Origin of the sequence: Parundibacterium terreum (assembly GCF_014636315.1) — a bacterium.
Taxonomy (GTDB): Bacteria; Pseudomonadota; Gammaproteobacteria; order Burkholderiales; family Burkholderiaceae_D; genus Undibacterium; species Undibacterium terreum.
Genome location: NZ_BMED01000001.1, coordinates 632596 through 647705, shown reverse-complemented (window position 1 = coordinate 647705; position 15110 = coordinate 632596). Strand labels below are relative to the sequence as shown.

The following is a 15110-nucleotide window of genomic DNA, read 5'->3' as shown; positions in this document are numbered from 1 at the left end:
CGCAGATTGATATGCTAAAACATAATTAATATTGAATTATTATGTTTTAGCATACTATGAATCTTGTCCAGCAAATCAAATCCCGGCAGCAAGCCCTGGGTAAAACCACCAGGGAAATCGCCAGGCTGGTGGCGATGGCGCCATCCAATGCCACCAATTCCCTTTCAGGGAAAATTGATGTGCGGGCATCCACGCTGGAAGGTTTCGCTGATGCGCTGGACGCCAAGTGGATGTTGATTCCGCGTCATTTATTGCCGGAGATAGAGCGTATCTTGTCCGGCAAGAGTATTGGTCCAGATGACGTGCCCAGCGCCGCACAGCGCTTCCTCGATCGCGGCGAGTAGCGCAGCATGGCCGAAGAACTCAGCCCCCGCTATCTGGAAGTATGGCTGCGCGACCTGCATGTAGGCTGGCTATGTGAGGCTGGCCGCACCACGCGCTTTGTTGCCACCGATCTGTATATCGCGGATGCGCGCAGGCCCACCTTGTCGATGTCGCTGACGATGCCGGGCAGCGATGCGCTGACCCGTGAAATATTGCAAAACCCTTTTGATCCCGCCCTCTATCGCGAGCGTGGAGAGTTGCCGGCCTATTTTGCCGGTTTGCTGCCGGAAGGCGACTTGAGAAAACGCCTTGCCGCAACCCGCAAGGACGTGCGTGATACCGACGACTTCGGCCTGCTGGCCGCGGCCGGCCTGGATTTGCCGGGGGCGATCAGGGTGGTGCCGGCCAATCTCGACAAGCTCACAGCCAACGCGCGCGCGACAGGAGTGACCGGGGGCTCGGATAACTTGGAAATAGGCGTGCCGGAGCAGGCCGCGGAAGGTGCAGCCTCGCTGTCCGGCATGCAGGACAAGCTGGCGCTGTCCACCGCATATAAAGGCGGCAGGTTCAATTTACCGGTCAAGGGCAAGCTGTCGGACATCATCGCCAAGCTGCCGTCCCGCCAGGATGATGCGCAGATCTTTAATGAATATACGGCGATGCAATTGGCAAAACTGGCCGGCGTCCACATAGCCCCTTGTGCGACGCGACTGCTGACAGACATCGATATGCCCGATCTGGTGCAGGCGCTGGGCGAGGACAAGCATTTCCTGGCAGTGGACAGGTTTGACCGGACACCCGATGGCGCCGTGCATGTGGAAGACGCCTGCCAATTGCTGACCCTGATGCCGGTCAAGAAATATGCAGACCCCAGGCACTTTGTCGCGCTGCTGAAGATACTGGACAGGCTGAGCGTGCGCGGCGTGGAAGACATACGCCAGTTTTTCATACGGCAAACCGTGAACACGCTGCTAGGTAATTCAGATGCCCACCTGAAGAATTTCAGCGTGATCTATCATAATGGCGTGCTGCCGGAACTCTCGCCGGCCTACGATATCGTGTGCGTCAGCGCCTTGCCCGGTTTTGCCGGGTTTGCGACCAATGTGGCGATCGACGCCAGTCAGCAGCGGCAGACCTTGCAAACCTACAAGGACATCGCCATGCAGGCTGGCATCTCCGGCCGGATTGCGGCGGCTGCGGTTAAGGATACAGTGGAACTGGCGCGTAACTTATGGCCCGAAGCCCTGAGGAGCCTGCCGGCGCCAATGGCGGTGGATGCAGAGATCCGGCGCCGCCTGCAGACATTGCCGCTGGCGCAGGCATGAGGTGGAGTCTTGCTTTCTTGTATTGGCGGGATACTTTACGGCGCTGAATAAATCATCTCGCGTACGATAGGGTAGATCTGCTGGTTCCAGCGCCGCCCGCTGAATACGCCATAGTGGCCGACGCCGGCCTGCATATGATGTGATTTCAGGAAGGGCGGTATGCTGCTGCACAAGTCATGCGCGGCCATGGTCTGCCCCAGTGAGCAGATATCGTCTTTTTCTCCCTCTACCGTTAGCAGGGCAGTGCGCCTGAGCGCAGCAGGATTGACACTGCGCCCGCGCCATTTCAATTCGCCCTGCGCCAGTGCATATTCCTGGAAAACATACTGTATGGTTTCCAGATAGAACTCCGCATCCATGTCTAGTACCGCAAAATATTCCTCGTAAAAAGCGCGTGTCGTGCCGGCTTTTTCTATCTCTCCGGCGACCAGATCCTGATACAAACCCTTGAATGCGCCCATATGCCGGTCCGGGTTCATGCTCATGAATGCGGATAGCTGCAGGAAGCCGGGATACACGCGACGCATTGCACCCTTATGCCGCCAAGGCACCGGGCTGATCAGGTTATTCTTGAACCAGTCCAACGGCTTGCTGGTGGCCAACTGGTTCACCTTGGTGGGGTTGATGCGGCAGTCTATCGGCCCCGCCATCAGGGTCAGGCTGCGCGGCTGCGCCTTATCTCGGTCCTCGGCCATGATGGAGGCGGCGGCCAGTGCCGGTACGCAGGGCTGGCAGATCGCCATCAGGTGCGAACCGGGTCCCATGATTCGGAGGAAATCCATTACATATTCGGTATATTCATCCAGCCCGAAGCGCCCGGCGGATAAGGGCACGTCGCGTGCATTGTGCCAGTCGGTAATATACACATCATGGTCTGCCAGCATGGTGCGTATGGTCTCGCGCAGCAGCGTGGCAAAATGGCCGGACATGGGTGCAACGATCAGCACGCGCGGCTGGCCGCTGATGCCTTCTTTCCTGAAGTGCAGCAATGTGGCGAATGGGGCGATATGAGCCGCTTCTTCAAACACGGCGACTTCATGCGCGGCCTTGCCTTCGCCCGTCATGACGGTGGCGAGCTGGAAGTCTGGTCTGCTGTGTGTGACCTTGCTGGCCATGAACACTTCGCAGGCGGCGCTCAGCTTGCGCAAGGAGTCACATTGGGCCAGCGCCGGATTTGCCAGCGAGCTATGCGCGGCTTCTGCGAGGAAACGCATGGGTGACATCAGGTCCACATAGGTCTGGTAGGCATGATAGTTCATCAATGGTCCTGTTCTGAAGTTGACTCCCTCATAGTTACAAGCAACTTGCGCGCCACCGGCCGCTTGCGTTTCTGGCATGAGCCTTGCGTTCATTTTGCTTGCTCTTATTTCACGGTCTTATTTTCACGCCCCTAAGTCGATGAGGAACAAGATGACGAAAGCGACGCTCACTATCAGCAGCAAAAATTACTCATCCTGGTCCATGCGGGGCTGGCTACTGGTCAAATTTGCCGGGCTGGCCTTTGAGGAAGAGGTGATCTCACCGGATGATCCATCGATGCGGGCCGAGATACTGCTGCTGGCGCCGTCCATACTGGTGCCGTGCCTGACGCACAGCGGTGTGAAAGTGTGGGATACGCTGGCCATCGCCGAATACCTGAACGAACTCAAGCCCAAGGCGGGAATGATGCCTGCCGACAAGGCCGCGCGCGCGCACTGCCGCGCCATCTGCGGCGAGATGCACTCAGGCTTTTCTGCATTGCGCTCGGCGTTGCCGATGAATCTGAAGGGCAAGTTCAAGGACTTCAAGGTATGGGCCAGGGCGCAAGCAGATATCGACCGCATTCTTTTCATCTGGCATGATTGCCTGGATACCTATGGCGGCCCTTACTTGTTCGGTGAAAAGCCTTGCATGGCCGACCTGATGTATGCGCCTGTCGTTACCCGTTTCCTCACCTATGGCGTGAAGCTGGATTCAGCCTGCGCCGGCTATTGCAAGCTGATCATGGCATTGCCGCACGTGAAAGATTGGGTAGATGCCGCTAAGCTGGAGAAAGACGACATCGGTGAACTGGATGCCGAATTCTGAGCTGCGTCCGGCCCTGCGCTTATTTCCACGGCGTGGGCGAGGGCGTATCGCATACCGCCTCCACATCGACGGTCTTGAAGTCGGCAGGGCTGACTATTTCCAGGTATTCCATGTCGGGTGAATAGTCGAACAGGAAATGGCGGATGCCGGGACGCTGATGCACCACGTCGCCGGCTTCGACCAGCGTTACCTTGTCTTCATACATGAACTTGGCCCAGCCCTTGGTCATGATGACGATCTGGAACTCTGCCTCATGCCGGTGCCACCCCGTGCCCGCTTCTGGTGCCATATTTGCCCTGACCAGGTGCGCGATCACCTTGCCGCCGGTTGCATCTGCAACACCGAGGTCGCGGTAAAGGAAAAAATCGCGCAGTCCTCCGCTCTTGAACTCGGTATCAGCAGGCTTGATATGAGAGAACTTTGTCGCAGTATCGCTTTGCATGGCTGCTCCTACATGGGTGAAGGTATCTTGTGCGGTGCAATAATTGTTCCAAGCCATAGACTCTTGCTAAGGCGCAAGAGAGTAGCCGCAAGATAGATTGGGCGATTTTGTAATCTGATATCGCCGAAAAACGTCGCAAGTTCTTGTCCATCCGCCCGGCGCGTTTCCCTCTTGCGGCGTGCTATAGTCAAATGGGATGGCTGATAGGAGAATCGCATGGCAACGCACACTATCGGGGGGGGCTCAGCTTCGCCAGCTTGCTGATTTGCCTGGCCCCAGGCGTCTTCCTTTCCTTGGCAATGCCTTGCAATTTGATCCCAAGAGCATGCATTTGATTTTGGAGAAATGGGGCGATGAGTTTGGTTCCGCCTATGTCATAGGCATGGGGCCGAAGCGCACGCTGGTATGTTCCGATCCTGAACTGATGCAGACCGTGCTAAGAGAACGCCCTGAAAAATACCGGCGGTTCTCGCCGATTGAGTCGGCTGCGGCAGAAATGGGCGGTAACGGGGTTTTCTCCGTGGAAGGAGAGGCCTGGCGACCACAAAGACGCATAGTCATGCAAGCGCTGGCGCCGACAAATTTCCGGAATTTCGTTCCCGTGATGCATGGCATCACCCAGCGTTTGTTGCAGCGTTGGAAAAGGATAGCGCAGGCAGGTGAAATCCTGGAAATGACGGACGAACTCATCCGTTATACGGTGGACGTTACCACCGCGCTGGCCTTTGGCGAAGACCCCAACACGATAGAAGATTCGGGCGACGTGATTCAAATTCATCTGGCGCAGATTTTCCCGATGTTGATGAGCCGGACCATTGCCCCGTTTCCGTGGTGGCGCTATATAAAGCTTCCGCAAGACCGGCGATTCGACCGTTCGCTTGCGGTAGTGCACAAGCACATCGCCCAATTGATTGAGCGTACCAGGAAGAAAATGCAGGATCACCCGTCCGACGGGCCCCACAATTTACTGGAGGCCATGCTGGCAGCCAGTACCCAGGAGGGTTCCGGCATCACCGACGAGGTGATCGCCGCGAATGTGCTGACACTACTGGTCGCAGGAGAGGACACTACTGCGCATACCCTGGCATGGACGATGTTTTTTATCGGCCAGGACAAAGCCTTGCAGCAGCAGCTTCATGCCGCATCGAAAAACGCGCTGGGAGAATCATCTACCTGCGCCACGTTTGAGGGCCTGAAGTCACTTGATTTGTTCGAGGCAACTGCCATGGAAGCAACCAGGCTGAAGCCCATCATTCCGCAATTGGTCTTTGAGTCCATTGATTATGCGGTGCTAGGCGATATCGCTTTGCCCGCGGGGACGCCCGTCTTTTTTCTGACACGGCCGTCCATGCTCGATGCGCAAAAATTTGGACGACCGGAGCAATTCCTGCCCGAGCGCTGGCAAGCCGGCCACGAGCAAGTGCGTCCGCATGATGCTCATGCATACGCCCAGTTTGGCGCGGGGCCGCGCGTATGTCCTGGACGCCATCTGGCAATGGTAGAGTTACGTTTGGTGTTGTCTATGCTGGCCAGGAATTTTTCCCTGGAGCTGGCTGCCGAACCCGGGTCGATCAAGGAAGAGCTGGATTTCACCATGCATCCGAATGCGATGCCGGTACGGCTCAGATGTTTGCCGTGACCGGCACCTTGCCAACGAACATTGCAGTCGACAGGAGAATGATGCTGCTGACCAATGTGGAACCTCTGGATGAGCTGTTTGATCAATACAGCACGCTGCTTGGCGCTGACTTGCCTGCCTACCGCAATCACGTCTATCGCCTTATTAATTTTTGCGCGGCGCTGTCGGACGATAGTGAGAACCGCTTGCAGAAGCTGGTGGTTGCCGGGTTTTTTCATGACATAGGCATCTGGTCGGCGCATACCTTCGATTATCTGCCGCCCTCCGATGCCCTGGCGCAAGCATGGCTGGAAGCGAACGCTAAATCGGCTTGGAGCGGGGAGATCAGCGCGATGATACAGCAGCACCACAAGCTTACCCGCTGCGATGGCGACAGCGGCCTTGGCGGCCTGGCGGAGGCGTTCCGCCAGGCTGACTGGGTCGATGTGACGCACGGGCTGATTTCGCATGGGGTGCCGCGTGCAGTGCTGCGCGCGGTATTTGCGGCATTTCCTGATGCCGGCTTCCATCTGCGCCTATTGCAGCTTTCTTGCCGGCGCCTGCTCAGTCATCCACTGGATCCGCTACCGATGATGCGCTGGTGATGAGAGGCCTTGCGTCTACAACAGGCCGCCACCTTCCACGTCCAGTACCGCGCCGGTCATGAAGCCGTTTTGCATCGCCAGCAGATAGACTTGCGCCACTTCATCTGCTTGCCCAACGCGGCCTGCTGGCAAGCCAGAGCCTACTTTTGCCAATATCGCCGTGCGGCCTTCCGATCCTGCTGTACCCCAAAGTTCAGTATCCACGACGCCTGGGCTGACCACATTGACACGGCGCGGCGCCAGTTCCTTGGCGAGATTCTTGCCCATCGCTTCCACCGAAGCATTCACTATGCTTTTGAGCAGACCGCCGGCACCATATTTGCGCGCCAGTATGCCGGAAGTCAGCGTGATTGATGCATCATCCGCGAGATAGGGCAGGGCAGCCTGTATTGCCTGTATATAGCCGAATACCTTGACGTTAAAAGCCAGTTGCATCTCTTCATGCGACAGCGCTGCCAGCTTGGGCGAACCGCCCCTGGCGCCGGAGGTAATCACAAGGTGCTGGATTGGCCCGATATCGGCCATCGCTGCTGCCAGGCTGCCGGCATCGGTAATGTCGGCACTGATGCCATTGATATCATTGATGCCTGCGCTGGAAGTGGCAGATCGGCCCAATACCGTAACTTTGGCCCCGGCTTCTTTTGCTGCTTGCGCGACCGCGCGGCCCAGGCCGGAAGTGCCACCGATAACGACGACGTGTTGCTGCTGCAGATTGATGAGTGTAGACATGATGATGTTCTCCAAAAAGTTTATGTTTAAAAGTTGAGCACTTTTGCCCCGGTTTATTGCGCAATGACACCCATTTGTTTCAGCAGCGTGAGGTTGTCCTCCAGATGCCAGTTCTCCGCGATCTTGCCGTCGGCTACGCGGTACAGATCAAATGCCTGGAAATCAATCACCTGACCCTGGCCCCTGGTTTGGCCAAACTGGCCGGTGAAGTGACCCTTGAAATGCAGGTGCACGCTGACACGGTCTCCCGCTACAACGACATCTTCCATGGTCGCTGTCAGGTCAGGCACCGCAGCGCGGAAGCCAGCCGATGCCTGCAAAGGTCCTGCTACGCCTTGCGGACGACCCGCAGGCAAGGTGCGATCCTTGAAGTCTGCTGCCAGTGCCTGTTGTGCATACTGGGCTTCTCCACTATTCCAGAAAGCCGCGTAGCGTCTCGCTGCAAGGATTATGGAAGCGGAATCTTCGCTTGCTGCCGAAACGCTGAGATGCAGCGGTTGCGGCAAGCTGCTATCGCCGGACTCTGCGGCATGGGCTGGCAATCCTGACAGTGCCAGCGTGGCGGCGGCAGTTGATATGGCGAGGGCAGAGGAAAGGCGCGCTGCAGATGTGGTGAAAGTAGTGCCGAGACCTTTGGTGGTGTGTTTGAACATGACTATTCTCCGGGTAAAGTATTGAAAACGACTTGGTGAGGAGAATTCTCTTCCTTTAGGCGATGATTGATAATTGGTGTGTATGCGAAAAGATATTCTTGTTTTTGTTGAATATTGTATGTGGTGTCGTGGGAGGGCGAAGGAGGGCGTGGCTAGTTTTTGGCCGCAGCTTCCATCTGCTTAAGAAAATTACTTGGAATTATTTACTTACAAATAAACTTAGGTGAATTGAAGTAAAGCGTGTATATTCCGTTTTGTACTTGCATCAGGTCGTAATATTGTTGGTCCCAATTCCGCATGGCTGTTCCTCTGGTCGTTCTGTTTTATCTCCTTCGGTTTTAATTTCTTGGTTTCAAGTGCCCTTCAGGCAATGTTGCCTATTATTTAAAATAAAAAGGAAATATCATGAGCAATCAAACAGGTATCGTTAAATGGTTCAACGACGCTAAAGGCTTCGGCTTCATTACTCCAGATGCAGGCGGCCCAGATTTGTTCGCCCACTTCCAGGACATCCAATCCTCCGGATTCAAGAGCCTGTCAGAAAACCAGCGCGTTTCTTTCGAACGCAGCGTTGGCGCCAAAGGCGACAAAGCAAGCAACATTCAAGTTATTTCTTAATTAAGTGGCCGGCATCAGCTGGCCCTTGAAAGAAAAGCTTTTAGCCTTATCTACTTCTCCAGATTGAATCATGTCCAGGGGCACTGTGCAGATAGCACGGGTCCTTGGTAGCAATCAGGAGTAAAAATTCACCTATCAAGCTCCGCAATGCGGTTCCTTGATGCGCAGACCGACTCTTACCGGCTGGTGACACCTCGCAGATAGCAAGGGTTTTCAGGAAATGGTTTAGTGGTCAGATGATATTCATCAGTGATGGAAAGCTGTGCTGAGGCTTTCTGGAGCAAGCAGACGATTCTAGCGGCCGGCGAACGCCTTAAGATGTTCCCGGAAAGTGCTTAGTTGTCAGGTGAAGCAATAATTCTTATGCCGGATGATGATCGCATTGCGATCTTGTTCGGCGCAGACGAACTCATCCCGTCGGTGGCACCATACAGATAGTACGGGTTGCCGATCAGTTGGAGACACCATGCAGATAGCATGGGTTGCCAGCGAGTCGTCTAAAGTAGTGAATGGAAAGCCCGTCTTTGGCGGGCTTTTTTGCGTTTACAGTTTTGCAATTGCGCCTCACAGTTTTCTGCTTGTGCGCCAGTTGCGTGATTTCCGTTAAAATACAAATGATTTCCATTGGGAAATAAAATGGGATGGCCTGATGCGATTTTGTTTAATGCGCCCGCTTTTTGTGCCGCATTACATCAGGATTGTTTAGGTGCCATTCCTTTGCCAGTGCTTTAGCGTGTCGGCGGCAGCGGAAGTCGGTGTCAAACCAACGATGTTGCGCTTTTTGGCTGGCAAAATCCTATTAATAAGAGTATACAAGTGTTAACTAATAAGCGGCTTGGTGCGGTAGGCGCAGACTATGGCTGGCCTTGCAGACAAGCTGATGTCAATTCGCGCAGATCTCTCAGGGAGATAGTGTGTTCACTCGGCTGATTAGTCGCACATTCCTGGCGCCGAAATCGGCTCCGGTAGACATACAGCAATGGCGCGAGCACGTGTTGGCGGCGATCCTGTTTGTAGTGCTGGTATTGGGCAGTATTACTGCTGTGCCTAGTGTCATGCTGGCGCTGAGCGAGGGCCTGTGGTCGGTGGCCATTATGGATGTGCTGGCGCTGGTGTGGGTGTTCTGTATCTGGCGGCTGCGCAATCTGTCCTTCCGCCTGCGTGCGGTCAATTTCCTTGCCGTGCTTTATCTGGTTGGCGTGTGGTTTCAACTGGTTGAAATTCCTGTCAGCCAAATTTACCTGAAGGCGGTGCCCGTCATGGCTGCGCTGTTGCTGGGATTGCGTCCCGCAGTGTATGCACTGATTCTGGATGCCCTTACCATGTTCTTCGTAGGCTACGTGGGCCATACCAGCCTGCGCATAGAAGGCTTTGCGGATCAGCCTCTGCTGCGCTGGATCATCATCACGCTCAACTTCAGTTTTGTCTGCTCCGTCATCACGATTTCCTGCGCTGTATTGCTGCAAAAGTTGGAAAAATCGCTGGATGCGCAGCGCGCCGTGACGGAATCACTGGAAGAGGGGCAGGAAAGTCTACGCCTTGCCAACGAAGAGTTGCGGTTGACCGCCGCAGCGGTGGAGCGCCTGAATGATCTGGTGCTCATTACCGAGGCCAAGCCGATTTCACTGGACGGGCCGCGCATAGTCTTCGTCAACGATGCCTTTGTGCGCCGCACCGGTTATGCACGCCAAGAAGTGCTGGGCAAGACTCCGCGTATCTTGCAGGGGCCGAATACGCAACGCAGTGAATTGAAACGCATCCGCAGCGCACTGGAGAATTGGGAGCCGGTACGCGCCGAGCTGATCAATTACACCAAGAGCGGTGAAGAGTACTGGGTTGAGGCCGACATCGTTCCGATAGCGGATGAGGCCGGCGTATTCACGCACTGGGTGGCGGTAGAGCGGGATATTACCGAGCGTAAAAAGTCCGAAGCCCGCATCCACAAGCTGGCTTTCTTTGATGTGCTGACCGGCCTGCCCAATCGCCGCCTGTTGCTGGACCGCATAGGTACCTTGCTGACCAGCGCGCGCCGTACCGGTTTGGTCAGCGCTGTATTATTTATTGACCTGGACCATTTTAAAAATATCAACGAGGCACGCGGCCATGCGGTCGGCGATGCATTGCTGCGCCATGTCGCCCGGCGTCTGGGTAATCTGCTGCGTGAAATGGATACGGTGGCGCGCATAGGCGGCGATGAGTTTGTTGTGCTGGTATCCAATGTCGCCACGGATATCAATGGCGGCGCGCATGCCGCGCTGGCCGTTGCCGAAAAAATCCGCGATGCGATGGCCCAGGCTTTTATCATCGATGGCCAGCCATACAGCACCGGCGCGACCATAGGCGTAACCCTGTTGCCCAAGACCGGGCAATCCGCGGACGATCTACTGCGCGAGGCGGATACGGCGATGAACCGCGCCAAGTCCGCAGGGCGCAACCAGATAGCCTTCTTTGAATCTGCGATGCAGTTTGAGGTGGAGCAGCGCCTGACGATAGAAAGAGATCTGGCCGAGGCCATGGCAAGCAACCAGTTGCAGATGTATCTGCAGCCGCAGGTGGATTGCGAAGGCCAGGCCGTGGGGGCGGAATTGCTGATGCGCTGGAACCATCCGGGCCGCTCCGAAGTGTCGCCGGCAATCTTCATCCCGGTGGCGGAAGAGTCCGGCATGATCTTGCGGTTGGGTGACTGGGTATTGCGGCAGGGGTGCCTGACGCTGGTGCGTCTGGCGGAGGCAGGCAAGGCGATGCCGATATCGATCAATGTCAGCCCCAAGCAATTCCGCCAGAGTGATTTTGTGGAAAAAGTCCGCGCGGTGCTGGATGAGACCGGTGCACCGCCATCCTTGCTGATACTGGAAGTCACTGAAGGGCTATTGATCGACAACCTGGAAGATACGATTGCCCGCATGCTGCAATTGACTTCGCTCGGCGTGCGTTTCTCCATTGACGATTTCGGCACCGGTTATTCCAGTCTGGCGTATCTGAAAAGACTGCCTTTGTATGAGCTGAAGATAGACAAGAGCTTTGTGCAGGATGCGCCGGCAGACCCCAGCGACACGGCGATTGTACAATCCATCCTGTCGATGGCCAAGCATCTGGGCTTGCGTGTCGTGGCTGAAGGGGTGGAAACCCGGGAGCAGGCGGATTTCCTGATCGCCAGCGGCTGCGATAGCTTGCAGGGTTATCTGTTTGCGCGGCCCATGCCGGTGAGCGAGTGGCTGGAAACGGGGCTATGCCATCGGCAGCCGGAACTTCTGAAGCTTTAGCCACGCCCAACTGTGGCTGCCCGCCCTGGTTTTCCATTGAGGATGGCAATACGTGTGCTGTTGCCTCACTTATTCTCCTTGCTCCTACGTTGAATAAAATATTAACGTACTGTAAGTTTTTCTCTTTTCCGTCGACCAAGCTTTGATGTCCTAGGTGCCCAAGGTGCTTTGACACGCCTGCGCATGCAGAATCGCCAAAATCGAGGAAAAACGATGAACTTTAGTAACTTGAAAATCAGCGCAAGGCTGGCTATCGCATTTGGAAGCCTGATGGCGGTGATGCTGGCAATGATCATCGCCAATGTGCAGAGGCTGGGGGCGATCGATGCAAAAAACACCACCATCATCGACAAGAACTGGATAGGCGCTTCTGCTGCACTGGAGATTGACGCGCTGACTCAGGAAAACGGCAGCCGCACGCTAGAGCTGTTTATCCGCAATGAGCAAAGTGAGCGCATTGCGCAGTACAAGATCATTGATGAAAACCGGAAAAAGATAGACAGGCTGGTTTTGCAGTTCTCCAAGGTGGCCACGACGGCAAAAGAGAAGGCGGCCTTGTCGAATTTTGTCGCTGCGCATGCGGCGTTTGTGTCTGCCTATACCAAGGTGGCGGACCTGATAGAGGAAGATCGGCGTGATGATGCAGTGGCACTGATGACTACAGTAGCCCAGCCCGCCCTGAATTCCGTCCTGGGCATCATGAACGAGATCATAAGCCTGCAGAAGGTGGAAATGGCAGGCAACGGGCAAGACATCAAGGCGAGCATCTCTTATTCGCGTTCACTGGCGCTGGGATTTGGCTTTTTCGCACTGCTGGTCAGCGCCATGTTTGCTTATTTTATTACCCGCTCCATCACGCGGCCGCTGGATATTGCGGTTGCTGCGGCAAAGCGGGTCGCGGCCGGCGATCTGACCGGCAAGATCAGCGTGGACAGGAAGGATGAGGCCGGGCAATTGCTGGGCGCCTTGTCCGATATGAATGGCAGCCTGATTGTGGCTATTGCGCAAGTCCATGCCGGCACAGGCAGTATTGCATCGGCATCCAACGAGATCGCTGTAGGCAATGACAATCTGGCAGCACGGACCGTTGCACAAAACAAGGCCCTGCAGGAAACCGCAAGGTCTATGCAGGGCCTGACGTCCGCCGTCAATCAAAATGCCGGTAATGCGGATAGGGCCAACCTGCTGGTGATGTCTGCATCAGAGGTGGCGACCAAGGGCGGACAAGTGGTGGGTGAAGTCGTGCATACCATGGGTTCCATCCGCGAGAGCTCGCGCAAGATTGTCGACATTATCGGTGTGATAGACGACATCGCCTTCCAGACCAATATACTGGCGCTGAACGCCGCCGTTGAGGCAGCCCGTGCCGGTACGCAGGGCCGCGGATTTGCCGTGGTTGCTACTGAAGTGCGCCATCTGGCACAACGCAGCGCAATTGCTGCAAAGGAGATCAAGGATCTGATCGGCAGTTCGGTCGAACGGGTAGATCATGGCACAAGGCTGGCCGATAAAGCGGGCGGCACGATGCAGGAGATCCTGCTGTCGATCAAGCAGGTCACCGATATCATGTCCGAGATCAATTCGGTAAGCCGCGAGCAAACGGTGGGCATAGGACAAGTCAATCTTGCGATTGCACAGATGGACGAAATTACCCATCAGAATGCGGCCCTGGTTGAGCAGGCGACGGCCACGGCGCACAATATGCGCGAGCAGACTCTGGTGCTGGACAGGGCAGTCAGCCAGTTCCGGCTCGATGCTTCGGTGGAGAATGCGGCTGTTATCGGCAGAGGCGGTATGAGCAAACCGGATATCTTGACGCTTGCCGCCCAGGGCAAGCGTGGCCTACGAAAGTTGCAGGCTTCGTGATGCCGTTTTAGTTTTTCAGCTCCACTTCGCCCTCTATTTCCACCGGAATATTGAACGGCAGCTCATACAGACCGACTGCGCTGCGCGCGTGAGCGCCTATCTCGGGGCCATATAGTTCATTGATCAGGTCGGAGAAACCATTGATCACCGACGGCTGCTGATTGAAACCGGGGGCGGAATTGACCATGCCCAATATCTTGACCCAGGCGCTGATGCGGTCCAGGTCGCCTATCGCACGTTGCAGGCTGCCGAGTATGGACAGTGCGGTGAGGCGGGCAGCTGCATAGCCTTGTTCAACACTGAGATCCTTGCCGACCTTGCCCAAAGGCGTGGCCAGCGAGCCATCCGGATTTTGCGGGCCATGGCCGGAGATGATGGCGCGGTTGCCGACTATACGGACAAACTGGAAGGGCAGCAGCACGCCGGGCGGCGGCGTGACAGCAGGCGGCAGGCTAAGCCCCATTGCATGCAGGCGTTCTTCAATTTTCATTTGAAATCCTTCAGGGTTCGTTGCGAACTAATCACTTCGGCATTGTAGCAATTTGCGTCACCGGTGGCAGGAGTCGCTTCATGTTGTCCAAAGCTCATGTATTATCGCTATGGAGCGTAATAAAATCTGCGGCAACGAAGACGAACGGGTTTGGCTGCCGGCTGGCCAAACCGCATAAATAAGAGATAGGAGACCCTGCATGAATTATGAAACCATCAAATACGAAATCAGCGATCACATCCTGACCATCACTCTGAACCGCCCCGACAAGCTGAATGCTTTCACCGGCAAGATGATGATGGAATTGATAGACGCGTTTGACCATGCCGATGCAGATGACGAAGTGCGGGCCATCATCCTGACCGGCGCCGGACGCGCATTTTGCGCCGGGGCTGATTTATCCAGCGGTGCTGCCACTTTCGATTATGCGAAACGCAGCGACAGGCCGGAAAAGCAGGGCACTCCTGTCACCGCTGACGGCGGCATGGACTGGAGCAGCGAACTGGTGCGTGATGGCGGCGGCAGGGTCACGCTGCGCATCTATGAGTGCCTGAAACCCGTCATCGCCGCGATCAATGGTCCCGCAGTCGGCATTGGCATTACGATGGTGCTGCCTTGTGATATACGGTTGGCGTCCGAAGATGCGCGCATGGGCTTTGTATTTGCACGGCGCGGCATTACGCCGGAAGCCTGCTCAAGCTGGTTTTTGCCGCGCCTGGTTGGCATCAGCCAGGCATTGGAATGGACTTATACCGGGCGTGTGATGCCGGCACAGGAGGCATTGGACGGCGGCCTGGTGCGCAGCCTGCACAAGCCGGAGGAATTGCTGGGTGCGGCACGTGCGCTGGCGCTGGAGATAGTCAATAATACCGCTCCGGTTTCCATCGCTCTGACGCGGCAGATGATGTGGCGCATGTCCGGCGCCGATCATCCTATGGAGGCGCACAAGATAGACAGCCGCTCCATCTACTCGCGCGGCGCGGCGGCGGATGCCAAGGAAGGCGTGATGTCCTTCCTGGAAAAACGGCCGGCAGTATTCTCCAACAAGGTGTCGCAGGATATGCCTTCCTTCTTTCCGTGGTGGCCTGAGCGGCCGTACAAGTAAGAGTA

The 15110-nt window shown here is 56.0% G+C and carries 14 protein-coding genes; 9 read left to right on the top strand and 5 right to left on the bottom strand.

From position 1 onward, the window contains the following. The first annotated feature begins 56 nt into the window (after positions 1-56). Together IEW12_RS03030 and IEW12_RS03025 are read left to right on the top strand one after the other, a co-directional pair. Positions 57-344 carry an XRE family transcriptional regulator gene (locus IEW12_RS03030; RefSeq protein ID WP_188564494.1) on the top strand — a complete coding sequence of 96 codons (288 nt, stop codon included), beginning with the start codon at positions 57-59 and terminating at the stop codon, positions 342-344. Between the two features lie 6 nt (positions 345-350). Next, on the top strand, positions 351-1649 hold the full coding sequence (locus IEW12_RS03025) for a type II toxin-antitoxin system HipA family toxin (RefSeq protein WP_188564493.1): 1299 nt from the start codon (positions 351-353) through the stop codon (positions 1647-1649). A 35-nt stretch (positions 1650-1684) separates the two neighbouring features. On the opposite strand, the gene IEW12_RS03020 is transcribed toward IEW12_RS03025, so the two are convergent. Continuing rightward, on the bottom strand, positions 1685-2908 hold the full coding sequence (locus IEW12_RS03020) for a polyhydroxyalkanoate depolymerase (protein WP_188564492.1): 1224 nt from the start codon (positions 2906-2908) through the stop codon (positions 1685-1687). 151 nt (positions 2909-3059) lie between these two features. Between IEW12_RS03020 and IEW12_RS03015 the strand changes: the two genes are divergently transcribed. Continuing rightward, entirely contained in the window at positions 3060-3716 is a 657-nt protein-coding gene (locus IEW12_RS03015; protein ID WP_188564491.1) for a glutathione S-transferase family protein, read from the top strand. Positions 3717-3735: 19 nt separating this feature from the next. Here IEW12_RS03015 and IEW12_RS03010 read toward each other — a convergent pair whose 3' ends face one another. Then, positions 3736-4158 carry a cupin domain-containing protein gene (locus IEW12_RS03010; RefSeq protein WP_188564490.1) on the bottom strand — a complete coding sequence of 141 codons (423 nt, stop codon included), beginning with the start codon at positions 4156-4158 and terminating at the stop codon, positions 3736-3738. Between the two features lie 196 nt (positions 4159-4354). On the opposite strand from IEW12_RS03010, the gene IEW12_RS03005 reads away from it, so the two are divergent. Together IEW12_RS03005 and IEW12_RS03000 are read left to right on the top strand one after the other, a co-directional pair. Beyond that, a complete protein-coding gene (locus tag IEW12_RS03005; RefSeq protein WP_188564489.1) occupies positions 4355-5797 on the top strand; it encodes a cytochrome P450 in 1443 nt (480 codons plus the stop codon). Then, positions 5785-6381, top strand: coding sequence for a hypothetical protein (locus tag IEW12_RS03000; RefSeq protein WP_229750882.1), 597 nt, complete (start codon positions 5785-5787; stop codon positions 6379-6381). Before IEW12_RS03005 ends, IEW12_RS03000 begins: the two co-directional genes overlap by 13 nt. Before the next feature lie 15 nt (positions 6382-6396). Here the strand turns inward: IEW12_RS03000 and IEW12_RS02995 are convergent, their stop codons facing one another. After that, a complete protein-coding gene (locus IEW12_RS02995) occupies positions 6397-7110 on the bottom strand; it encodes an SDR family oxidoreductase (RefSeq protein WP_188564488.1) in 714 nt (237 codons plus the stop codon). Positions 7111-7163: 53 nt separating this feature from the next. Next, on the bottom strand, positions 7164-7763 hold the full coding sequence (locus tag IEW12_RS02990) for an ester cyclase (RefSeq protein WP_188564487.1): 600 nt from the start codon (positions 7761-7763) through the stop codon (positions 7164-7166). A gap of 405 nt (positions 7764-8168) precedes the next feature. Between IEW12_RS02990 and IEW12_RS02985 the strand changes: the two genes are divergently transcribed. The 3 genes from IEW12_RS02985 to IEW12_RS29055 all read left to right on the top strand — a co-directional run bounded on the left by IEW12_RS02985 (position 8169) and on the right by IEW12_RS29055 (position 13510). After that, positions 8169-8381 carry a cold-shock protein gene (locus IEW12_RS02985; protein ID WP_188564486.1) on the top strand — a complete coding sequence of 71 codons (213 nt, stop codon included), beginning with the start codon at positions 8169-8171 and terminating at the stop codon, positions 8379-8381. A 914-nt stretch (positions 8382-9295) separates the two neighbouring features. After that, the gene (locus IEW12_RS02980; protein WP_229750881.1) at positions 9296-11644 is read left to right on the top strand and encodes a putative bifunctional diguanylate cyclase/phosphodiesterase; all 2349 of its coding nucleotides are present in this window, start codon (positions 9296-9298) and stop codon (positions 11642-11644) included. A gap of 213 nt (positions 11645-11857) precedes the next feature. Further along, a complete protein-coding gene (locus IEW12_RS29055) occupies positions 11858-13510 on the top strand; it encodes a methyl-accepting chemotaxis protein (protein ID WP_308789111.1) in 1653 nt (550 codons plus the stop codon). Positions 13511-13517: 7 nt separating this feature from the next. Here the strand turns inward: IEW12_RS29055 and IEW12_RS02970 are convergent, their stop codons facing one another. Next, on the bottom strand, positions 13518-14000 hold the full coding sequence (locus IEW12_RS02970; RefSeq protein ID WP_188564485.1) for a RidA family protein: 483 nt from the start codon (positions 13998-14000) through the stop codon (positions 13518-13520). A 199-nt stretch (positions 14001-14199) separates the two neighbouring features. On the opposite strand from IEW12_RS02970, the gene IEW12_RS02965 reads away from it, so the two are divergent. Next, a complete protein-coding gene (locus IEW12_RS02965; protein ID WP_188564484.1) occupies positions 14200-15105 on the top strand; it encodes a crotonase/enoyl-CoA hydratase family protein in 906 nt (301 codons plus the stop codon). The last annotated feature ends 5 nt before the right edge of the window (positions 15106-15110 follow it).